Genomic DNA, 22,514 nt, shown 5'->3' with positions numbered 1-22,514 from the left:
AAAAATTGGTGATCAGATTGAGAGAGTTAGCCGCCAACTTTAACCACTGGTTTAAAGCTAGGAACAACTATCTCATTGTCCTGCTTAGTCAGCTTGTTATATAACTTCTCGGTATTGGGGAAGTTAGCCGCCGGCAGGGTGGGGAAGCGACGATAAGGAACGGTATCTTCGCCGAACACTTGGAGATACTCCATACTGTTAACCATCGCCCCAATAAAGGCACGGATACCCTCTGAAGCCAGAATTTGGTTGTACTTCTGAATTTCTTTTTGATTGAGGGGTGCGCGGCCTAAGAAGTGCTTGGTACCTAACTCAATCACTTTAGTATTGGGATAGGGAGCATAAAACTCCTTAATGTAAAGATCAGAACGACCTAAACCTTCAATAAACTCTTTAACGGTAATTTCTGCGTTGCTGAGTTTACTTTCAAGAGCGGTAAATTCTGCTTGAACAATATACGGATCGAGGTCACGTTCAAAGATTTGACGGTAAGCCGCACTAATAGTGTTTTTAACTGCCACTTTATCGAGATTAGAGATCAGTTTAAACACCTTGCTTTGGGCGCGTATAACGTTAACCCCTTGATTAATGCGGAACTTAATTTCAGGTTCAGTACGAATTTGGGTTACTTGTCCCAATTCCACAAAGCGTGGGGTAACTTCCTTATCCACACGACGGCCGATTTCTTCGCCTAAATTGCCTGGACGTGTCCGTAATTGTAGCCCCCCAGGAGTCACATAGCGCTCATAGGGAATGGTATCTTCCCCAAAAGCTTCGCTATATTCAGGAGAGTCGATAATCGCATCAATCAGAGCATAGAAACCCTTCTTAGCGCAAATATCAAAGTATTGGTTCATCTCTTGACGACCATAAGTCGGACGACCTAACAGACGACGATGAATATACTCGATGGCTTTAACCACATAATAAGGAGTCCAGTAGAGCTTGCGGAAAGCTTCTGATTTAGCCAGAATCTTAATAAACTCCCGAACGGTAATGTCTCCGTTTTCTAGCTTAATTTCAGGCACGGATAGACGTTGACCTTCATAGGGCAGTCGTCCAAATACCTGACGGTAAGCGGCTAAAATCACAGCTTGAGTGGAACTTTCGCCAAATTTAACGCTTACCCCATTGCTGCTACCGGGCAGTTCATTATTTAAGCGGAACACTTTAGGACCAAGAGAACCGGGGAACTCCGCTCTTGCACCCGGGTTACCCACTTGGTTGTTAATTCCAGGGCCACGGTGAATTAAAATCCGGCGGGTATCTTTACCAAAGGGTGCCGGACTCGAGCTAGGATTACGGGTTTCTTTCGGGAAGATCGCGCCGAATTGGATTTCTAGCGGATCATTACCAGCCCCATAAACGTGCTGATCGGGTAAGGGTCGATTGTATTTCGCAAAAGTGGTAATAAACTGAGGCACTTTGCGGAAAGGAGCGCTGTAGTTAAACAGGTCTTGCTGCATTCCCCAGTTACGACACTCTTGAGCTTCTAGTCCGAGTCCTCGCAGATAGGGAACGGTTTCTTCTCCAAAGTAATCGGCATACTCCTGAGAATCCACTAAAGCATCAACTAAAGCGGCTAGTCCCCCTGTAGAGACGATGGAGAAATAGTTTTGAACTTCTTCACGAGAACTCGGACCCCGGCCTAGGATATGACGGAAAGCCAATTCTAGGGCGCGACTGTTAATGAAGGGTTCAAAAAATTGTTGGCGATACAGAGGAGATTTAGCCAAACGACGGACAAATTCTTTCATAGAAATGTCGCCATTTCTGACCTGAGATTCTAGGTAAGAAATTGATTGGCTGTAGGCGCGGGTAATATCGCGCTCAAAAATTTGCCGGTAAGCCGCCTTAATGACTGCGCCTTTTTCAGACTCAGAAAGTCCCGGCTTCATCACAAATTTTTGCCGTTTTTCTGCCGCATTGTAATAACTTTGAGGCAGTTCTAACCCTTGCTGATCGGCCGAAGGACGTTGACGAAGTTTATTAGCCGGAGTTGGGGCTTTAAATTCGTTGATGAGGATCTCGAAATATTGAGCCACAATTCCTTTAGCTTCTTCATCGCGGCGGAAATAGTCTATTGAAGAAGCTCGCATTTCCTGAAGGGCCACGAGAGTCGCATCAGTAGAACAAGCATTCTCAATCACTTCCCGCAGTCCTCGGGTATTAACCACTAGGATATTGGGGTCACCGGCTACGATCGCATAAGTTACATAGCGTAGGAACCAAGACAAGTCTCGCAGAGACTTTTGCATATTGCTTGGACCGTAGCGCGAAACGTTAATCGGACGAAAACCCGGTGGAATCGGTCCACTGGAGGTAAAGATAGAGCGCAAACCGCCGAACAATCCGCTACCGCTACTACCACTACTTTCAACGTAAGTAACGGTTCCTAAATCTCTTTGCTGTACTGTACCCGCAGCTACCGCAGCTAATTGGGGACTGGGGGCTTCTACGGGTTTTTCTAAATATGACATGGGCGATCCTCCCGTGAAGATCCGATTAGCTGCACGGGAGACGATCAGGTCAGAGTTATTCGTTAACGTCTGTGCGATTTCTATCCGTTTGTTTCCAGAACGGAAGTAGGCGACCAACTCATTGAGTTCTGCCTTGGCCAGAAAGCGATCTTGTTGTTCTGCTTGGGTAATGGCAGAGACTGGGACAGTCTGGTACAGTTGGGGTCGTGCTAACGAGCTTCCACCACTTGCCTTAACACTCATTGGATTTCAGTTATCTCCCATTGACAAATTGATTCATGTATCCTCGCCTCGGGGAAAGGGGTTGTTCTGGTTTTCCCTTCGTTTACCCCATGCACCCTTGACATCTTATCAAAGCAGATGATTTAAAAATCAGTCAGAATCTAGATTAAAACGTTTCGTACCTCCTGAGAGGCTTTGTTAACTTTTGTATACAATCTATCCTCAAATTTCAGTCTACTTCGTCAATTGTCTAATAGTCTTATTAACTCGTAGGCTAGTGAAATTTCCGCTTAGAGAAGGTAATAAGCATTCCCTAACCGAACAAGGATAATCATCTTATTTATATTAGACTATCATCTTTTTGTCTCCTAAATTTAGATAATGCCCAACCTCTAACCTAACTTTTTTTGTTACTTCTTCATTTTCTCTATATTAAATAAGTAGTTTTGTCAATATTTCTTATGAAATATATTTATTGGTCGTTGATGATTTTGGTAAAAACTATATAAAATAACACTTTTTCTCATAAAAAAAGCATATTCTTGAGAATCAGAACGGTGGGGCGGGGCGGTTGATACGGTGGGCGGTCAAACTTTGGCATCGTTGCTTAGTGGTATGGCTTACGGAACCCCTGTGGCGGCTTGTGGTTTAGTGGGAGATAGCCATCTTAAGACGACAGTTTTTGCCTTTATTGTTCGAGGAGTTCGTCTTATTGGGATTGATTGTGTTATTTGTCTCATGGGAAAACGGTTAGCCGCTTGGCAAAGACTCGCTCATCAACTTTCTTGAGAACATTTAGACAGAATGATTCAAGTTATAAAAATACCTTTCCTCAAACATCGTACAATAGGCAAAGCAAGTATTATTTATCTCATCTCATCACCACCGTAACATGACCGACGAAGCCGCTACTAGGACTGCTGTTCAAACCCTCTACAATACCTATCCTTTCCCCCCCGAACCCCTTTTAGATGAACCGCCACCGGGTTATAACTGGCGCTGGAATTGGATCGCGGCTTATAATTTTTGTTGCGGGCAAAAGCCTCCTAGAGAAAACATTCGCATTTTAGACGCAGGATGCGGCACAGGAGTGGGTACAGAATATTTAATCCTCCTCAACCCCCAAGCAGAAATTGTCGGTATAGATTTAAGTGAAAAAGCCTTAGAAATTGCTCAAGAACGCTGTCGTCGTTCGGGTGTCTCGGCTAAACATGGCTCAACCGTCTCCTTCCATCATCTTAAATTAGAAGAGGCTTCCCAACTATCAGGGGAATTTGATTTAATCAATTCTGTGGGAGTTTTGCATCATTTACCCGATCCCACTCAAGGAATTCAAGCATTAGCCGCTAAATTAGCCCCCGGCGGGTTAATGCACATCTTCGTCTATTCGGAAATAGGACGGTGGGAAATTCAACTGATGCAAAAAGCTATCACCCTTTTACAAGGAAATAGACGCGGTGACTATCAAGATGGGGTCTTTGTCGGTCGTCAATTATTTGCTTCATTACCAGAAAATAACCGGCTTGTCAAGCGAGAAAAGGAACGTTGGTCATTAGAAAATCATCGGGATGAATCTTTTGCCGATATGTATGTTCATCCTCAAGAAATTGATTACAATGTCGATACTTTATTCGAGTTAATCGACGCATCAGGATTAGAATTTATAGGTTTTTCTAACCCTCATTATTGGCAATTAGAACGGTTAATTGGTAAGTCTCCCGAGTTGATAGAAAGAGCAAAAAATTTAAGTGAACGAGAAAAATATCGTCTTGTAGAATTGCTTGACCCTGAAATTACTCACTATGAATTTTTCTTAGGAAAACCCCCTATCTATAAGGCAGACTGGTCAAAAGATGAAACCCTTTTAGCCGCTATCCCTGAAGTTCATCCTTGTATGCACGGTTGGCCCAATAGCAGTTTTTTGGATTATGATTATCGACCAGTTAGTATTACTGAAACTGAATATCAGTTTCTACAAGCTTGTGATGGTAAGTCAACCGTAGGGGAAATTTTACAAATAAGAAAAGTAGGGTTAAATGGAGTGCGCTCTCTCCAACATCGACAGTTAGTTATTCTGACTCCTACTCATTAATTATGTCAGCGAAAGATGTCTTTCATGATGCTGTAAGAGTGGCACTCGAAAAAGATGGATGGGTAATTACTCAAGATCCACTCCATCTTACTTATTGTAGGGTGGGTTAGGCGCGGGGATAATTTTTATAAGAAACGAATAAGTTTTGATCCGCGCCGTAACCCACCAGAGAGAATTTTGTATCGTAATAAACATTTTTTACCTCGATGTCGAAAGAGCCATTTTTGATCCAATTAAGCAGGAGATTTTTTTATGGAAGGAATAAATTACTCCCAATTAATTCAAGAAATATTAACTAATCATTCTGCTGATGATCTTGCCAAGGGGACAGAAATTCAACTGTTATTTGATACCCAACGTCATCATTATCAAGTTTTAAATATTGGATGGCAAGACTTAAAAAGAGTATATGGCGTAATTATTCATGTTGATATAAAAGATGACAAAATTTGGATTCAAAGAGATGGGACTGAAATCGGTATAGCTGAGGAATTGTTGGCTGCCGGCGTTCCTAAAGACAAGATTGTTTTAGGCTTTCAGGCTCCCTATAAACGTCCATTTACTGATTTTGCTGTTAGTTAAAAGTACAAAATTAGATTTACTAAATCGAAAAAGAATTACCCTTATTGGAACAAGAAAGCCCAATGATAATGGAAAAATAATTCCTTAATTTAAACTGGATCTTTATATAATTCCTATTCTGGTTTTTGATTCATTTTAAAAGCCTGGATCTGAGCGATTTGATTTTCTTGCTGTTTGAATATCAATGCTTAGACTCAAGAAACTGACGCACAACCTCTTCAACCGGGCGAGATTGATTGTCCACTTCATAATTCATTTTTTGTATGTCTTCGGTTGAAATTAAACCCGCTAATTGATTAATTGCTGTTCGTAAATCGGGATATTGATTGAGGATTGCTTGATTAAAGATTGGCACAGCTTCATAGGGAGGAAAATATTGTTTATCATCTTCTAAAATCACAAGCTTAAGAACAGTAATTAACCCATCTGTAGAGTTACCTGCTACTATATTGACTTGTTTTTCCTTCAAAGCTTGATAGATTAATCCTAATTCCATTTGTTCAATTTTAGCCAATTTTAAACCATAAGTCTTAGCCAAACCCGGATAACCATCATCTCTCTCTAAAAATTCATAGCCAAAACCGCCTGTCCATTGGGGAGTATATTTAGCCGCTTCGCTAAGGGTTCTGATCTGCAACCGTTTAGCATCCTCGCCTCTGATAATCATGGCGTAGGTATTATTAAAACCCAAAGGCGGCATCACTTCTAAGTTAAATTGATCGTTATACTGCTGTTTAACTTGTTCATACACAGAGGAAGGATCACTGATCGGTTTTTGTTTCAAAACTGCTGTAAACGCCGTTCCCGTATATTCTACATATCCAGCGATTTTACCCGCTTTAACCGCTTCATGACAGATAAAAGTTCCTCCTAAATTCAAACGTCTATCTACCTTTAATCCCGTATGAGATTCAATTTGTTGAGCGAGTAACTCTCCTAAAATAAATTGTTCAGTAAAATTTTTTGAGCCAATAATAATGGTCGGTGGTGTTTGTCGAAAAGCCAAGGCAAAAAATCCCACCAGAAAAAATGTTAATATGCCCAAATAAATAGCAAATTTTGGATTTCCTTTAACCCTTTTTTCAGTTTGCCTTGTCAGGGATTTTTCTAACCATCCGAGGCTTAAATCTGCCGCTAAAGCAATAAAAGCGGCGGGGACTGCTCCTGCTAAAATTAATGAATTATTAACCGTAGATAACCCCCGAAAAATAAATACACCTAATCCACCACCGCCAATAGCCGCCGCAATCGTCGCAATTCCCACAGAAATAACCGTCGCTACCCTAACTCCCGCTAAAATCACCCCTAAAGCCAGGGGAATTTCTACTTGAAACAGTAATTGCCAATCTGTCATTCCCATCGCTTTTCCTGCTTCTCGTATGGCAGGATCGACGCTTTTTATGCCAATATAAGTATTACGAATTAAAGGCAGCAAAGCATAGAGCGTTAAGGCGACAATGGCCGGAATTTTGCCAATGCCTCCGATAAAGGGTAAGGAAATTAAAAAGCCAAAAATCGCTAAACTGGGAATGGTTTGAATCGCATTTGCTAAAGCGAGTATGGGTTGGGCTAATTTCGGTTGGCGAGTAATAAGGATGCCCAAAGGTATACCAATGGTAATGGCTATCCCCATAGCGATCGCAACTAACATTAAATGTTCACCAGTACGCAGGAGAATTTCTGGGGTGTAGCGGCTAAAAAACAAGGCAATCTCCTTTAGTTCAAAGCATTTAAACAAGCGATAAAAGCTTGTGCCTCTGGATGTTGAGATTGAAGAAATTCTTCTCTCGTACCCAGAGCAACTAAATTTCCTTCATACATTAATCCTATGCGAGTCCCTAAAAAGAAAGCTTCTTGAATGTCATGGGTGACAAAAATCACCGTTTTTCCCAGTTGCCTTTGCAAATGTAAAAACTGTTGTTGCAATTCTAGGCGAGTGATGGGATCGAGTGCGCCAAAAGGTTCATCCATCAATAATATAGGCGGATCAGCCGCTAAAGCTCTAGCCACACCTACACGCTGACGCTGGCCTCCCGAAAGTTGATGGGGATAACGTTGAGCAAATTTTTCTGGCTCTAAACCCACTAAGTTTAACATTTCCTCAACTCGGGCCTCAATTCGCTGTTTTGTCCACTTCTCTAGCGTGGGAACCAGTGCCACATTTTCTGTGACGCTAAAGTGGGGAAACAAGCCGCTATCTTGGATGACGTAGCCAATACGCCGCCGCAATTTAATCATATCCCAGTCAGTGGTAGAGCGACCATTGACTAAAACTTGGCCTTCTGTAGGGATCAGGAGGTGATTAATTAATTTTAAAGTGGTGGTCTTGCCGCTTCCACTGCGTCCGAGTAAGACTAGGGCTTCCCCTTGGTAAATCGTCAGGTTTAAATGAGATAATAAGGGACGGCGATTAATTAAGAAGCTGACAGAGCGAAACTCAACGGCTATTTCTTCTGTTTGGAACATAAGAGTTTCCTGCCCATTCAAGTAATTCCTAGGGTCTTGATTGATGGAAAGATCCCCCGGGTTAAATATCCCATTAAAATTAGATATCTTTAACTATTCTAAATCCCGCGTGTTGATAAAAATAGGGGCGGAACCAGTTTCGGTAATATTTTAAGGCTTCTGTTCCATGAGTCACCCAAGCTCCTCCTAACATCATTTTATGTTGGCTATTAAAAAAGGGTGCGGCATTATCTTCATAAAGAAAATGAGGTTTAAATCCAGGTAAAGGGTTAAAATCATCTCTGAGCCACTCCCAAACATTGCCGCGTAAATCGTATAGTCCCGAGGAATTTTCGGCTGTGTTTAACATCCCCACTGGACTCGGTGAACCAAATTTTAAACTGAGATTGTAGTTACCTAAATCATCTTTTTCCCAATTATAATCACCTTGTTGATGAGTTCCGTAAGCCGCGAGATTCCACTCAGCTTCACTCATTAAACGAATTCCCTCACCTTGAGCGCGGCAGTAAGCCATTGCTTCATAATGATTGACTTCCACTGGCCAATCTAACGGTAAATCTATCGCATCAAACATGGCTCGATATTGGTAGTTACCCTGCTCATCAATTAGCCAGAATTTAGGATGTTTGACTCGGTAATAATTTTTCCATTGCCAAGATTCTTGATCCCAGTAATCTTGATTTTCGTAACCTCCATCATTGACAAATTCTCTAAATTCTCCATTGGTTATCATATATTTACTGGCCCAGAAAGACTTGACTTGAACTTGACGATAACCATATTCACTATCCCAACCATAAATCGGAGAATCTTCGGGTTTACCGAGTTCAACAATTCCACCAGAAACTTCTCTCATTTCATTGTCAGAAATTTTACTCCCAGAAGGGGCATATTGCCAGCCTTGAGGACGTTTAACTGTTGAGAGAGGAAGTTGTCTAATTAACATCGAAGAGGTTTCAAAATGAATGCGCTGGTGTTCAATTCCCATCATCAAGGCCCAAAGGGGATGATCGGGGGTGATAGGGTGATTAAGCGGCGCGTTTTTAATGACCTCTACAAGGGTTTGATAAGCGGCTTGACGATATTGCCAAACCTCAGCCACTTGAGGCCACTTAATATTAATAATAGCTGCTTTGAGTTCGTCAGGTGTTTCAGGGTCTACCCCAACTTCAAATAAAATTTCATAGTCTGGGTTAAGCCGCTTTTCTAATAAGTTAACCCGGATTAATTTGTTAATGTAAAAAACGGCAGAATGCCCTAAATAAAAAATTAGGGGGTTTCTTAAAGCATCGGGATTAACATAAAATGTTTCTTCGTCAATGATGCTTTTCATGAGAATATCTTCCAATTCCCAAGCATTTTTAAAATAATTTAGCAGACTTTCTCGGCTACAAGTATTAAGGGGGATGCTTGCTTCAGATTTTAGAATATTCATGGTGTAATTTTTCTCGGGTTATTAACCTTATGTTTAGGTTTTTCTTCTCGACACAACACAACAATATTATTCCTCATTGGGATCAATGCCTAAGCTTCTGAGTTTTTCTTCTAGTCGTTGGGCGCGTTGTTGGGCTTCTAAAGCTTGTTGTTGAGCTTCTAAAGCTTGTTGTTGGGCTGTTTGTAGTCTTTCTTCTGGGGTTAAATAGCGCTGACCTTGCTCATCATACCAATATAACCATTCTCGGTTAACGCCTTGATAGTTTCCTATCGCTCTACCTATTCCTAAGCCAATTTCCGATAACCAAACGGGTTCTCCTTCGAGTAATTTATATTCCCCATTCGTTAATTGATAAACCTCTAAACGTTTTTTGATCTTACGTAATGGGTTATAAATTACATAATATAAAATCCCCAATTCGGCATAATCTTGTTTCTTTTTAGAATACTCTCCCCGTCGGGTTTGAGAAACCACTTCTAAAACTAAAATTGGCAGTTTTTGTTCTTCCCATAAGACATAAGATAAGCGTAAATCTGAGTCAATTATACGGGGAACGCCCACACTTAAAAATCCATCAGGGATAATAGCCGGTTCATCTGGGTCATAATAGATGCCCATATCTACCCCAAAAAACCAATCCATCCTATCAGACCAAATTAAGGCAAGAATTCCTTTGAGTACATGAGGGATTAAATCTTGTAATTCGTTATCCACAGGAGTCTCGTCAGAGTCGGGTAAATCTTTGGCAGTGGGTAAATTAACTCGATCCTTGTAATTAAGTAGCATACTTGTAGCGGTGAGTCAAAATCTATACTTATATTCTAAGCCTGATTAGCCATTTAGAATTGACAAGAATTGTTGCAAAATATAGGAAGATATTAAGCTCGATTTATTTTCGGGCAATTGCCACCCTATTGCAATTTTTGAATCATCTTTAAAGTCTGGTTATAAGCAATAGTATTTCCTTGTTGCTTGAATAAATCAGCCGCGCGTTTTAAATCTTTTAAGGCATCTGATGTTTTGCCTAACCCTGAGTAAATCTGAGCGCGATCCACATAAGCTTCAGCTAAATTCGGATTAAGCTCAACGGCTTTATTATAATCAGCCATAGCCGCCCCTGAATTTCCTAATTTACTATAAGCAATGCCTCGATTATAATAAGCTTCTGCTGAATTAGGATAAAGACGAATGACTTCAGTAAAATCCTCAATAGCGCCTTGATAATCTCCTAACATTCCTTTATCCATGCCTTCCACTAATCTATCTTCTAAACGATCTTCTGTTGAGGCGGCTTGAGAAATTAACTGAGTTGAAGAACCGCTTCCCGACGGCAAATGAGAAGAAAAAAGCGAGGCAGTTGTCCCAGATGCAACCGGTATAAAAATGATCCCGAAACCGGTTATTAGACTAACCCAATTTAGATTCATAATTGAATTTAATTTTTATATTATTATTTGATAATTTTATTTAAATTTAACACAAATATAAGCCTAACTTCTTCTCCTAAAAAGTAGATAAATACAAAAGAACACCCACGAAAGGAACCTCAGCGACTCCTGACACAGTATCTTTTGTCTAGTGGGCTGCACAGGAGCGGCTAAAAATGGACAATTGCTCTGCCTCAGTGGCTTGAGGAAGGCTATCTTCATAGCTCAACAACACATCCCCTCTTTCGTAAAGTAAAATAGACGCTTAAGGCAGTTTGTGCTGAGTGCCCTCATCAATAACAAAATCCCTTTACAAAAATTTAAATCATGCCACAAGTACATGATATGATGTCTTGTGGCTAAGTTCTATGCCTTGAGAAATACTTGAAAGGTTAAAAGATGAACTAGCCAGAAAACCTGATTAGCCTGTAGCGATAATTATTAAGCGTGTCCTCGCCTAATCAACCTCTCGAAACCAACTCATCGCCATGCGCCGAATCCGACACTGATTCTCCAACTACTGGATCAGTCAACTCGATGCAAGAGTATTATCAACTGCAACAAGCCCTGTTGGTAGGAACTCTGGCATTAACTGGGATTATCTTCATTCCAGTCTGGTTCTTTTACTCCCTCAACACAGCGCTAAATTATTTACTCGGAGCCGGTGTCGGTGTAGTTTATTTAAAACTATTGGCCAGAGATGTTGAGCGGTTAGGAACACAGAAACAACGTGTAGGCAAACAAGGGTTAGTAGTGTTTGCCGGGTTAATCATTGTGACCACTCAGTGGCAACAATTACACATTATACCCGTTTTTCTTGGATTCCTGACTTATAAAGCCGCAATCATCTTCTACATGATCCAAAGCTTATTTGCTGCCCCATCTAAGGTAGAGTGATGATTGGATAAGGAAAGTCTTAATTTGTACTGAGAACTGGGTAACACATAGTCGTGCATGGAAATGTTAAATGATTTAAGCGTTCTAAACTCTTTCACTCTCGCTTCCTTAGAAGTTGGTAAACATTGGTACTGGCACATCGGGAATTTAAAAATTCACGGTCAAGTTTTTCTTACCTCTTGGTTTGTCATCGGGCTGTTACTAATTGCTTCTGTAGCCGCCTCGAGTAGTATCAAGCGAATTCCCAGTGGCATCCAAAACTTGATGGAATACGTTCTCGAGTTTTTGCGCGATTTAGCCAAAAACCAACTGGGAGAAAAAGAATATCGTCCTTGGTTGCCCTTTATCGGCACGTTATTTTTATTTATCTTTGTGTCTAATTGGTCAGGAGCTTTGATTCCCTGGAAACTGATTGAAATTCCAGAAAGTGAATTAGCCGCCCCAACCAATGACATCAACACCACAGTGGCCTTAGCCTTACTAACATCTTTGGCCTATTTCTACGCCGGATTTAGCAAGAAAGGACTGGGATATTTTGCTAACTACGTGCAGCCCATCCCCGTATTGCTACCGATTAAAATCTTAGAAGATTTCACCAAGCCGCTATCCCTAAGTTTCCGTCTTTTTGGCAACATTTTGGCGGATGAATTGGTGGTTGCTGTGTTAGTCTTTTTAGTGCCCTTATTTGTTCCATTGCCCCTGATGGCTCTCGGTTTATTTACCAGTGCAATTCAGGCCTTGGTATTTGCTACCTTAGCCGGTGCTTATATCCATGAGGCAATCGAATCTGAACACGAAGAAGAACATCATGAGTAACCGAAAAAACTGAAGGGGGAAAAAACATTTTAGGATATCTGTTAAAAAGATCTCACTGATATGAGAAAATAACAGATAAATCAGAAAGAGAATTCAACCTTCAGAATTCTTGAAAAACTCAGATGACCAACTCTTTAGGAGTGATTTAAACAAAGGTCAGCCACAAAAAAGGCTTGGGTACTTGTAGCTCCTAACCATCAAATTGACATTAGTTCTGTACACAAAAGAGGTAAAACATCATGAACCCTATTATAGCTGCTGCTTCTGTAATCGCTGCTGCCTTAGCCGTTGGTTTAGCTGCTATTGGACCTGGTATTGGTCAAGGTAATGCTTCTGGACAAGCTGTATCAGGGATCGCCCGTCAACCCGAAGCAGAAGGAAAAATTCGTGGAACCTTACTGTTAACTTTAGCGTTCATGGAATCTCTAACCATCTACGGTCTAGTTATTTCCTTAGTATTATTATTCGCTAACCCATTTGCTTAAAACCATTACCATTAGTAGAGACGAAAAATGTATCGTCTCTACTCTAGAAAGTAAAAAGAAAAATGAAGGTGACGCTTTTTACTTTTTTTGTGAAAGATTACAACAATGGGATGGGTAAAAAATGTTTGATTTTGATGCCACTTTGCCGTTGATGGCATTGCAATTTATCGTTTTAGCTGTAGTGCTAAATGCCGTATTTTATAAGCCAATAGGCAAAGCGTTAGACGAGCGAGCAGATTACATTCGCTCTAATGAAAAAGAGGCAAAAGAACGGTTAGCCAAAGCGCAAACCCTGGCATCTGAGTATGAAATCCAGTTAGCAGATGCCCGTAAACAGTCTCAAGAAATCATAGCCGCCGCTCAAGCACAAGCCAAGGCCATTGCTGATGGGAAAATAGCACAAGCCCAAAGAGAAGCGATCGCTCAAAAAGAAGCGGCAGCTAAAGAAATAGAACAGCAAAAACAAGAAGCGATGACGGCCCTAGAACAACAAGTCGAAGCCCTCTCTCGCCAGATCTTAGAAAAAATTCTCGGTCCCGAGCTAGTAAAGTAAAGCCTAAGAGCGGTCAATCGTAGATGAATTATGATGGGTAGTCTTTTTATCTTAGCTACAGAAGCTCATGAAGCCGCCGAAAGCGGTTTTGGTCTAAATTTTGACATTTTAAACACAAACTTACTAAACCTCGCCATTTTAGTCGGGGTACTGGTGTATTTTGGCGGCAATAGTTTAGGAAAACTTCTCAGTGAGCGACGCGAAAAAATCGCTCAAGAGATCCAAGAAGCAGAAACCCGTGCGGCAACGGCGGCCAAAGCTCTAGCCACTGAACAAGAAAAACTGGCTCAGGCGAAAGCCGAAGCGGCGAGAATTGTCGCATCCGCAGCCGAAAGAGCCGAAGCGGCTAAACAAGCTATTGCGGCTCAGGCAGAAAAAGATATCGAGCGGCTAAAAGAAACGGCCGCCTCAGATCTCACCACCGAGCAAGAAAAAGTGATCGCTCAACTGAGACAGCGAATCGCCACTTTAGCCTTAGAGCGAGTAGAAGCTCAACTCAAAAGCACCTTAGATGACTCTGCTCAACAACAGCTAATCAACAAAACCATTGCCAGCTTAGGAGGGAGTTAATGAAAGGATCGTCATTGGGAACAGAAATAGCCGAGCCTTACGCCCAAGCCCTCATGTCAGTTTCTCAGTCCAATAACTTAACTGAGCGGTTCGGAGAAGAAATCCGTAGTTTACTAGAATTATTAGATAATTCTCCGGAACTACAGGAATTTTTGTCTAATCCGGTTTTCGGAGAAAGCAGCAAAAAAGAAATTTTAGCGCGAATTTTGGGAGAAGGGACTCATCCCTATCTACAAAACTTCGTCAAGCTGCTGGTAGACAAACGTCGCATCGTCTTCTTAAAAGCCGTTGGTGAACAATATCTGGCTCTATTACGGCAATTGACAAATACCGTATTGGCAGAAGCGATCTCAGCCACCGAGTTAAACGACGATCAACGTCAAGCCGTGATCGAAAAAGTAAAAAGTCTCACCGGAGCGCAATCAGTAGAACTGAAAACTTCAGTTAATCCTGACTTGATCGGCGGCGTGATTATCAAAGTCGGCTCTCAAATCTTTGATGCTAGTATAAGGGGGCAACTGCGCCGCATCAGTCTAAGCTTAGGAGTAGACGGCTAGTCAAGACTAGCTTAAACTGCCACTCTCCAATAGATTAAACTCTAACAAACCACAAAGTAACCCACAACGTTCTAACTGACAACAACTATGGTTAGCATTAGACCCGACGAAATTAGCAGCATTATTCGCCAACAGATTGAATCCTACGACCAACAAGTACAAGTCTCTAATGTAGGGACTGTGCTTCAAGTGGGAGACGGAACCGCCCGCATCTACGGTTTACAACAAGCGATGGCTCAAGAACTTTTAGAGTTTGAAGATGGAACCATCGGCATCGCCCTCAACTTAGAAGAAGATAACGTTGGGGCCGTATTAATGGGAGCCGGCTACGGAATTCAAGAAGGTAGCACCGTAAAAGCCACCGGTAAAATTGCTCAGGTTCCCGTAGGGGAAGCCCTTGTCGGTAGAATCGTTGACGCTTTAGGCCGTCCTGTCGATGGAAAAGGGCCCATCAACACCAGCGAAACCCGTCTGTTAGAATCTCCTGCCCCTGGAATTGTTGCCCGGAAATCCGTTTGTGAACCAATGCAAACCGGTATCACCGCGATTGATGCGATGATCCCCGTCGGTAGAGGACAACGGGAGTTAATCATCGGTGACCGCAAAACCGGTAAAACCGCTATTGCCATCGACACCATCATTAACCAAAAGAGCGAAGACGTAATTTGTGTTTATGTCGCCATCGGTCAAAAAGCCTCTACCGTAGCCCAAGTGGTTGACACCCTCACCGAAAAGGGCGCAATGGATTACACCGTTGTGGTAGATGCTAACGCTAACGACCCCGCCACCCTTCAGTATCTCGCGCCTTATACCGGAGCCACCATCGCTGAATACTTTATGTATAAAGGAAAAGCGACTCTCGTGATCTACGATGACTTATCTAAACAAGCTCAAGCTTATCGTCAGTTATCCCTCCTCATGCGCCGCCCACCCGGACGCGAAGCCTACCCCGGAGACGTTTTTTACCTCCACTCTCGTCTATTAGAACGCGCGGCTAAACTCAACGACCAATTAGGTGGCGGCAGCATGACCGCACTCCCCATTATTGAAACCCAAGCCGGTGACGTTTCCGCTTATATTCCCACCAACGTAATTTCGATTACCGACGGTCAGATCTTCTTATCTTCTGACTTGTTTAACGCTGGTTTCCGTCCCGCCATCAACGCTGGTATTTCTGTATCCCGCGTAGGATCAGCCGCCCAAACCAAAGCAATGAAACAAGTAGCCGGTAAGCTGAAACTGGAATTAGCTCAGTTCGCTGAATTAGAAGCGTTCTCTCAATTTGCTTCTGACTTGGATGCGGCTACCCAAGCTCAACTCGCTAGAGGTCAACGGTTACGGGAAGTTCTCAAACAACCCCAAAACTCTCCCTTAGCCGTATGGGAACAGGTAGCGATCGTCTATGCTGGATTGAATGGCTATCTCGATGAAATTGCTCCCGCTAAAGTCACTAGCTTTACTCAAGGACTACGCGACTACCTCAAAACCAGTAAGCCCAAGTATGTTGAGATTGTCGCCACCGAGAAGAAACTTTCAGACGAAGCAGAAAGCCTTCTTAAAGATGCCATTTTTGAATTCAAACAGGCTTTTTCAGCATAGGAGTCATTAGTTATTAGTCATTAGTCATGAGTCATTAGTCATGGGTTATTAATCAAGAATCTTTGGCTATTTTTCACTGGGATACTGATAACTAACAACCAGGACTAAGGACTATTGACTAATGACTAAAAAAGAAAAACTAATGACTTAGAACTATCAGCTTACCCCTAAAAATTAACCAGCAAGATTATGCCTAATCTCAAATTTATTCGGGACCGTATCCAGTCGGTTAAAAATACGAAAAAAATTACAGAAGCTATGCGTCTTGTAGCGGCGGCTAAAGTGCGTCGTGCCCAAGAACAAGTGATCGCTACCCGTCCCTTCGCTGATGCTTTAGCTCAGGTTCTTTATAATTTACAAAACCGGCTACAATTTGGAGAAGTAAGTCTGCCTCTATTAACTCAACGGCAGGTCAAAACCGTAGCCCTATTAGTAGTAACTGGTGATCGCGGTTTGTGCGGCGGTTATAATACTAACGTCATTAAGCGGGCAGAACAGCGCATTAAAGAACTTAAAAGCCAAGGTATAGATTACAAACTGGTTTTAATTGGACGCAAAGCGGTTCAGTATTTTGAACGCCGCAATGCTCCTATTCAGACTAAGTATACTGAATTGAGTCAGATTCCCAGTGCAACGGAAGCTTCGACTATTTCTGATGAACTGTTATCTTTGTTTTTGTCAGAAATTGTTGATCGTGTTGAGTTGATTTACACCCGATTTGTGTCTCTGATTAGTTCTAAACCGGTGGTGCAAACCCTCTTACCTTTAACCACCAAGGGATTAGATGCTCAGGATGATGAAATTTTTCGCTTAGTGACCAAAGGCGGAAAGTTTCAGGTAGAACGGGAAAAAGTCACCGCCACAGTCAGCAGTTTTCCCCAAGATATGATTTTTGAACAAGACCCGGTCCAAATCCTAGATTCTTTACTGCCTCTGTATCTCAATAACCAATTACTCAGAGCGTTACAAGAATCAGCCGCTAGTGAACTCGCCGCACGAATGACAGCGATGAGTAGCGCCAGTGATAACGCAGGTCAATTAATTACCACTCTGACTCTCTCTTATAACAAAGCTCGTCAAGCCGCCATTACTCAAGAAATTTTGGAAGTGGTTGCTGGTGCTAACGCTCTTTAAAATCTATTTGCATAATTCTCTTAGCCCGTCGATGCGGGCTTTTTTGTTTTAGAGTTTGGCACGTAGAGTAAACTGATAATCTCCTCCGGCTTCTAACTGATAATCATGTCGTTCTAGAAAACGTCCTAGGGGTTCAAAAATTAATGCTCGTCCCAAAGAAGGTTGAACCGATAGCTTACCGCCTTGAAAATGCCACTGAAACCGCCATTGATAGGAAGCCGCTCTCACTTCTCCTTCAATTTTACCCTGTTGCCAAGATTGATGGGTAATTCTCACATAAGCGATCGTTTCTGGCAGACGCATTGAACTCAACTCATAATCATTACTCTTAATAATCTTAAAAGATTAAGATAGCTGATCAGTTCATACGGCGGCTAAAAAACTTGCCGAACAAGACACGCTTGGCGAAAGTCTCCTGCTAGAGTGCCGAACACGAGCGTTGTCCCCCAGCCTTAATCATTAGAACTCATATTTTCAATAGCAAATTTCCCTGAACCTGCATCTCATCTTTGCCAACAAGAGCGCCAATTCAGGGAGATTAAGAGAAAATTAAAGGGGAGAAATCTGATGATTAAGGAAAAAAGGGATAACTAAGTTACTTTCCTTGGAAAAATTTTTAAGATTATTTATTAGTAAAAATTTTTAAGTTAATCAGGGGAAAAATCTGATTATTGCTTCTCTCTGATTAACTTAAGTTAAAGGCAAGAGGAAATTTTTATCTTATTTATATAATCCTCGACTTTTTCTCAAAAATCATCCGTGTATTTACCCGTTTTAATCAAGCTTTTGAAGTACCTTAAGGGTTTTTGGCGAAATTTTTTGACATTTTATTTGATTTAATCTTAAAAATTTTCCTACTCAAACTGATAAAATATAAGTCGATTGCCCCTAAGATAGTTGCTGATATTGAGTTTTTATTATATTATAAGCCTCATCAAAATTAGGTAAGCAGTAAATGCAAGCTCAAACCGCTTTATCATCGCTCCTTAGCCCTTTTCAATTAAGAGATTTGTCACTAAAAAATCGCGTGGCAATGGCACCAATGACACGCTCACGAGCCGGAGTTGAACGTATTCCTAACGCTTTAATGGCCGAATATTATGCTCAAAGGTCCGGTGCAGGGTTGATTATTACAGAAGCTACTGTCATTTCACCACAGGCCAACGGATGGTTAAATACCCCAGGTATTTATACTGATGAACAGACTGAAGCTTGGAAACAAGTGGTAGAGGCAGTTCATCGTCAAGGAACACCTATTTTTCTGCAACTTTGGCATTGTGGACGTGCTTCTCACAGCAGTTTTCACGAAAATAATCAACTACCTGTGGCACCCAGTGCAATCAAAATTAATGGGGATTATATTCATACCCCTAAAGGAAAACAACCCTATGAAACGCCACGTGCCTTAGAAACTGAAGAAATACCTCAAATCGTAGAAAATTATTGTCAAGCCGCCCGCAACGCTAAAATAGCGGGATTTGATGGGGTAGAAATTCATGGGGCAAATGGTTATTTAATAGATACTTTTCTTCAGTCTAAAACTAATCAACGGACAGATCAATATGGAGGGAGCGTAGAAAATCGCTATCGTTTTCTTAAAGAAATTGTTGAAGCTATTTTAACAGTATTTCCGCCTTCTAGACTGGCAGTCAGGCTTTCTCCTAACGGAGTTTATAATGATATGGGTTCCCCCGATTATCGAGAAACTTTTCTCTATGTTGCTCAACAATTAAATGCTTATCAATTATCTTATTTACATATCGTTGATGGACTAGGCTTTGGCTTTCATCAATTGGGAGAGCCTATGACTTTAAAAGAATTTAGAGATGTATTTTCAGACCCTTTAATGGGAAATTGTGGTTATACTCCAGAAAGTGCAGATGAAACTATTAGTAATGGTTTCGCCGATTTAATTGCCTTTGGACGGCCTTTTATTAGTAATCCTGATTTGGTTGAGCGGCTTGCTCATCATTGGCCTCTAAATCCACCAGCCGACATTAAAGATTGGTATTCTTTTGATGCAAAAGGCTATACAGATTATCCGTTTTATCAAGAATCTTAGTTGACTTAAATAAATTTAGCGATTCGGGAAGCCAAAATAGTCTAAAGTTTTAGACTGGGCTTCTTTTTTTTATTCAGTAAATGTACTGGTATTAACGCCCAAATAGTCGATTTTTTATTAGGAATAAATTAAGATAAAATTCTCTTTAGCAACCACTATGAATTTGTGAAGCAATTTTAAATTTTTTTGTGCATTACCCATTTATTGCTTTTTTATCCTCAATTTTATTTATAATAAAAAAACGGAAATTAACCAGTAGAAAACGATAAAATGGTTAAAGCAGATTTACCACTTCGTTACATGGGACAAAATCGTCAGAATAAGGCTTGGGTTTACTTTTGGGCGGCTGTTTTTTTAGCTATTATTCCTATTATACATTATTTATTTTTGAGAATTACTGATTTATCTATTTTTATTTGTGTGAGTTGTTGGGTCAGCGCTATTTTGATTATTAGGCGGGCAGAAAAGCTAAAAAGGTTTGCTCAAATAGCAACTGAAGGAGCTAAGGCTGACAGCGAAATGGCGTTATTATTAGACCATTTAGCCTATAGCGGCTGGAAAATTGAATACAATATTCCGGTCAGTTATTTGGGAAATGCTGAGGTTTTTTTACGCTCTCCACAAGGCCGGTGTTTTGTGATTAATGTTCAAGAGGATGCCGAGAGTATTTTTTATGATGGTTCTCGGTTGCTTGCGGTTTACGGACAGAGTGTCTATGGTCAAGATATGTTGGATCTAGTTAAACAACAAGCGGAATATTTGAAAAATAATAGAGGGGTTCGTTCTGTTACTCCTATTATTTGTGCGACTAAGGCGCGTTTAGAAATGGGTGATACTCAGATTCAAAATGTTTATGTGATCAAGAAAAATGTATTAGTATCTCTTTTAAAAAAGTTGGGATAATATTAGCTGAATTTCGCTCCTAAAGCGAATCTACCATTTATCGCAATTTTAAGGCAAAATTTGCCTATTTATAGGTTATTAAAGAGAAAATGTTGATTTTTTGCCCAATAGTTGGATTATATTTTGATTAAAATTAAGATAAAATTTTTTAATTGACAAATGGTTGAATAACTTTTATAAAGAGATAGACATTTCAGTCTTAAGTTCAATTTAAGAAAAATAATGAAAACTCTTTCAACCAATATCGCCACTACTGTAATGGCAACAACTGTTCTATCGGTAGCGGCTTTAATTAATGCGGCTAATCCCGCTCAAGCTATTACATTCAAGTTTAATTGGGAAGGTGATGCAGGCTATTCAGCAGCAGGAACTTTTAGCTATGACGAAACTACAGCACCAACAATCATTACTGAAAGCGGTTCTGGAGCGACTGATTATCTACAATCTTTGAGTGTCTCTTTCTATGATCCTTCTGACACTTTTCTAGGAACTTATAACACAGTTGCGGGCGGCGTATCCGAATCGTCATTTTTTAAATTTAATTTTGATACTGCCACTAAAACCTTGTTTGGTGATTTCGATATAGCCGGAGGTACGGGTGTTATCGGAGAATACTTCTTTCAAGGAAAAATTGGTGAGTCTTTGAGACTATACAAAGATGTCGATCAAGTGTCAACATCAATACTATTAGATCAAAATTCCGGTTCTATCAGTGTAAGCCCTGTTCCAGAACCTTTTACTTTGTTAGGTGTGGGTACAGCCCTTGGTTTCGGAGCATCTTTTAAGAAAAAATTGGCTAAATCGACTAAAAAAGAACATGAAACTGCATAATTCTTGGCTTTTCTCTGACTTCAGGGCACAAGAAAAAGCCAGTCTTTTACTCGAAAATAAAAGCTTTTCTAGTTCAGACTAACTTGACTTACAGTTATCTAATTTTATTCTAGTCATGATTTTAGTGGGGTGGGCAATCACTCACCTCACTACAGCGAGACTATCCGAAAATATGTAGTAAAGTGTATATTTCAGAAATTTAGAGAAATTTGATGCTTTATAAATCTTTTTTCCTTCCCACGTCCCTCTTACTCAGTACACTGGGTTCTTTTTGTCTGGGCATTTCCCAAGCTAGTGCTACTCTACTGGTTGGCAATACTCAAGGAAACAATGTGGTTATTTTTAATGAACAAACAGGAGCCTTTTTAGGCAATTTTATTGCTCCTGGTGAGGGGGGTTTGTTCGCTCCGGATAATTTACTCTACGGGCCTAATGGAGATCTTTATGTTAGCAGTGGCGATACAGCCGCTAACTCTGCAATTCTTCGTTATGATGGCTTGACGGGTCAGTTTAAAGGGATTTTTGCCTCTGGTGGCGGGCTGATTCGTCCTTATGGCTCTGCTTTCGGGCCAGATGGGAATCTTTATGTTAGTAGCTTCCTCACTGACCAAATTTTGCGCTATGACGGAACGACAGGGGCGTTTATCGATGTGTTTGCTTCAGGAAATGGCTTGTCAGGGGGATTAAATGGCCCTAACGGTTTGCTGTTTGGGGCCGATGGTAGCCTCTATGTGACTACCCAAGGCAGTGTTGGGGGTACTTTTCCAGGTTTGCCTAGTCAGGTGTTACGTTTTGCGCCGGGTGATACGACTCCTACTGTATTTATTGATCAACCGACAGCTTCTCCGGATGGTTTTGGCTTTGTCAGTTTGCTTGGGTTGGCAATTGGACCTGATAATGACCTGTTTGTGAGCGATTTTGCTAATGATATTAGGCGTTATGATTTGGTAACGGGGGCGTTGGAAGCTACTCTTTCCACGAATTACACTCAAACGAGTCCTAGTAATAATTTTATTGGGGGTTTGACGTTTGATCAGGGCGGCTTGCTTTATACGGTGGGTTTTGATTTTACCCAGAATAATTATGGTGCAATCTTACGTTTTGATGGAGTAACGGGTGATCCTCTGCCTTCGTTTGGGAATGAGAGCGCTCTTTTTGTGCCGACAACGAGTAAGTTACGCCGCCCTATTGGGGTTTTGTATACTTCTAATCAATTAACTGCTGTCCCTGAACCGAGTGTTACGGGCGCTTTGTTTTTGTTGGGAATGGGTGGGGTTTTCGCGCAAAGCCGCAAAGGGCGCAAAATTTTGTAATATTAATTAGCTTTATTCTTCCAACCAATATATCTAAGCCCCCCTTATTAAGGGGGGTTGGGGGGATCAATTAGTTTCCTACACTTGCAT

The 22,514-nt window shown here is 41.1% G+C and carries 23 protein-coding genes; 16 read left to right on the top strand and 7 right to left on the bottom strand.

The window, feature by feature from the left end; all coding sequences use genetic code 11:
* Nucleotides 1-26: 26 nt before the first annotated feature.
* A complete protein-coding gene (locus CYAN7822_RS26940; protein ID WP_013325429.1) occupies nucleotides 27-2,723 on the bottom strand; it encodes a phycobilisome rod-core linker polypeptide in 2,697 nt (898 codons plus the stop codon).
* A 558-nt stretch (nucleotides 2,724-3,281) separates the two neighbouring features.
* On the opposite strand from CYAN7822_RS26940, the gene CYAN7822_RS37980 reads away from it, so the two are divergent.
* The 4 genes from CYAN7822_RS37980 to CYAN7822_RS26930 all read left to right on the top strand — a co-directional run bounded on the left by CYAN7822_RS37980 (nucleotide 3,282) and on the right by CYAN7822_RS26930 (nucleotide 5,376).
* Entirely contained in the window at nucleotides 3,282-3,491 is a 210-nt protein-coding gene (locus CYAN7822_RS37980) for a hypothetical protein (RefSeq protein ID WP_157871855.1), read from the top strand.
* 103 nt (nucleotides 3,492-3,594) lie between these two features.
* Nucleotides 3,595-4,794: a class I SAM-dependent methyltransferase gene (locus tag CYAN7822_RS26935; protein WP_013325428.1), complete on the top strand. Its 1,200-nt coding sequence runs from the start codon at nucleotides 3,595-3,597 to the stop codon at nucleotides 4,792-4,794.
* A 2-nt stretch (nucleotides 4,795-4,796) separates the two neighbouring features.
* Entirely contained in the window at nucleotides 4,797-4,904 is a 108-nt protein-coding gene (locus CYAN7822_RS36090) for an element excision factor XisH family protein (protein WP_013325427.1), read from the top strand.
* A 142-nt stretch (nucleotides 4,905-5,046) separates the two neighbouring features.
* Nucleotides 5,047-5,376, top strand: a complete 330-nt coding sequence (locus CYAN7822_RS26930; protein ID WP_013325426.1) for a XisI protein — start codon at nucleotides 5,047-5,049, stop codon at nucleotides 5,374-5,376.
* A gap of 181 nt (nucleotides 5,377-5,557) precedes the next feature.
* Here CYAN7822_RS26930 and CYAN7822_RS26925 read toward each other — a convergent pair whose 3' ends face one another.
* From CYAN7822_RS26925 to CYAN7822_RS26905, 5 genes are all read right to left on the bottom strand, one after another.
* A complete protein-coding gene (locus CYAN7822_RS26925) occupies nucleotides 5,558-7,027 on the bottom strand; it encodes a glycine betaine ABC transporter substrate-binding protein (RefSeq protein ID WP_216701637.1) in 1,470 nt (489 codons plus the stop codon).
* Nucleotides 7,028-7,092: 65 nt separating this feature from the next.
* Nucleotides 7,093-7,842: an ATP-binding cassette domain-containing protein gene (locus CYAN7822_RS26920; protein ID WP_013325424.1), complete on the bottom strand. Its 750-nt coding sequence runs from the start codon at nucleotides 7,840-7,842 to the stop codon at nucleotides 7,093-7,095.
* A 79-nt stretch (nucleotides 7,843-7,921) separates the two neighbouring features.
* The gene (ovoA, locus tag CYAN7822_RS26915) at nucleotides 7,922-9,277 is read right to left on the bottom strand and encodes a 5-histidylcysteine sulfoxide synthase (RefSeq protein ID WP_013325423.1); all 1,356 of its coding nucleotides are present in this window, start codon (nucleotides 9,275-9,277) and stop codon (nucleotides 7,922-7,924) included.
* 66 nt (nucleotides 9,278-9,343) lie between these two features.
* Nucleotides 9,344-10,063: a Uma2 family endonuclease gene (locus tag CYAN7822_RS26910; RefSeq protein WP_013325422.1), complete on the bottom strand. Its 720-nt coding sequence runs from the start codon at nucleotides 10,061-10,063 to the stop codon at nucleotides 9,344-9,346.
* 125 nt (nucleotides 10,064-10,188) lie between these two features.
* On the bottom strand, nucleotides 10,189-10,704 hold the full coding sequence (locus tag CYAN7822_RS26905) for a tetratricopeptide repeat protein (protein WP_013325421.1): 516 nt from the start codon (nucleotides 10,702-10,704) through the stop codon (nucleotides 10,189-10,191).
* A gap of 447 nt (nucleotides 10,705-11,151) precedes the next feature.
* On the opposite strand from CYAN7822_RS26905, the gene CYAN7822_RS26900 reads away from it, so the two are divergent.
* From CYAN7822_RS26900 to CYAN7822_RS26865, 8 genes are all read left to right on the top strand, one after another.
* Nucleotides 11,152-11,601 (top strand): ATP synthase subunit I, encoded by a 450-nt coding sequence (locus CYAN7822_RS26900; protein WP_425365330.1) that lies wholly within the window; start codon nucleotides 11,152-11,154, stop codon nucleotides 11,599-11,601.
* Nucleotides 11,602-11,658: 57 nt separating this feature from the next.
* Entirely contained in the window at nucleotides 11,659-12,417 is a 759-nt protein-coding gene (gene atpB, locus CYAN7822_RS26895; RefSeq protein WP_013325419.1) for a F0F1 ATP synthase subunit A, read from the top strand.
* A gap of 239 nt (nucleotides 12,418-12,656) precedes the next feature.
* A complete protein-coding gene (atpE, locus tag CYAN7822_RS26890) occupies nucleotides 12,657-12,902 on the top strand; it encodes an ATP synthase F0 subunit C (RefSeq protein WP_013325418.1) in 246 nt (81 codons plus the stop codon).
* A gap of 121 nt (nucleotides 12,903-13,023) precedes the next feature.
* Entirely contained in the window at nucleotides 13,024-13,455 is a 432-nt protein-coding gene (locus tag CYAN7822_RS26885; RefSeq protein WP_013325417.1) for a F0F1 ATP synthase subunit B', read from the top strand.
* A gap of 27 nt (nucleotides 13,456-13,482) precedes the next feature.
* Entirely contained in the window at nucleotides 13,483-14,025 is a 543-nt protein-coding gene (locus tag CYAN7822_RS26880; protein ID WP_216701636.1) for a F0F1 ATP synthase subunit B, read from the top strand.
* Nucleotides 14,025-14,582 carry an ATP synthase F1 subunit delta gene (gene atpH / locus CYAN7822_RS26875; RefSeq protein WP_013325415.1) on the top strand — a complete coding sequence of 186 codons (558 nt, stop codon included), beginning with the start codon at nucleotides 14,025-14,027 and terminating at the stop codon, nucleotides 14,580-14,582. The genes CYAN7822_RS26880 and atpH overlap by 1 nt, the downstream gene beginning before the upstream one ends.
* Nucleotides 14,583-14,669: 87 nt before the next feature.
* A complete protein-coding gene (atpA, locus tag CYAN7822_RS26870; RefSeq protein ID WP_013325414.1) occupies nucleotides 14,670-16,181 on the top strand; it encodes a F0F1 ATP synthase subunit alpha in 1,512 nt (503 codons plus the stop codon).
* A gap of 189 nt (nucleotides 16,182-16,370) precedes the next feature.
* A complete protein-coding gene (locus CYAN7822_RS26865) occupies nucleotides 16,371-17,315 on the top strand; it encodes a F0F1 ATP synthase subunit gamma (RefSeq protein ID WP_013325413.1) in 945 nt (314 codons plus the stop codon).
* A 48-nt stretch (nucleotides 17,316-17,363) separates the two neighbouring features.
* Here CYAN7822_RS26865 and CYAN7822_RS26860 read toward each other — a convergent pair whose 3' ends face one another.
* The gene (locus CYAN7822_RS26860; protein ID WP_013325412.1) at nucleotides 17,364-17,618 is read right to left on the bottom strand and encodes a DUF3146 family protein; all 255 of its coding nucleotides are present in this window, start codon (nucleotides 17,616-17,618) and stop codon (nucleotides 17,364-17,366) included.
* A 652-nt stretch (nucleotides 17,619-18,270) separates the two neighbouring features.
* Between CYAN7822_RS26860 and CYAN7822_RS26855 the strand changes: the two genes are divergently transcribed.
* The 4 genes from CYAN7822_RS26855 (at nucleotide 18,271) to CYAN7822_RS26840 (ending at nucleotide 22,424) form a co-directional block, all read left to right on the top strand.
* Complete coding sequence (locus CYAN7822_RS26855) at nucleotides 18,271-19,377, top strand: alkene reductase (RefSeq protein WP_013325411.1); 1,107 nt, start codon at nucleotides 18,271-18,273, stop codon at nucleotides 19,375-19,377.
* Between the two features lie 270 nt (nucleotides 19,378-19,647).
* Nucleotides 19,648-20,280, top strand: a complete 633-nt coding sequence (locus tag CYAN7822_RS26850; RefSeq protein ID WP_013325410.1) for a hypothetical protein — start codon at nucleotides 19,648-19,650, stop codon at nucleotides 20,278-20,280.
* A gap of 222 nt (nucleotides 20,281-20,502) precedes the next feature.
* Nucleotides 20,503-21,111 carry a PEP-CTERM sorting domain-containing protein gene (locus tag CYAN7822_RS26845; RefSeq protein WP_013325409.1) on the top strand — a complete coding sequence of 203 codons (609 nt, stop codon included), beginning with the start codon at nucleotides 20,503-20,505 and terminating at the stop codon, nucleotides 21,109-21,111.
* A gap of 212 nt (nucleotides 21,112-21,323) precedes the next feature.
* Complete coding sequence (locus CYAN7822_RS26840) at nucleotides 21,324-22,424, top strand: Vgb family protein (protein ID WP_013325408.1); 1,101 nt, start codon at nucleotides 21,324-21,326, stop codon at nucleotides 22,422-22,424.
* Nucleotides 22,425-22,514 lie beyond the last annotated feature (90 nt).

It is taken from the genome of Gloeothece verrucosa PCC 7822 (genome assembly GCF_000147335.1).
GTDB classification, from domain to species: domain Bacteria; phylum Cyanobacteriota; class Cyanobacteriia; order Cyanobacteriales; family Microcystaceae; genus Gloeothece; species Gloeothece verrucosa.
Note: the sequence above shows the minus strand (reverse complement) of the source record. Positions and strands in the feature narration are given on the sequence as shown.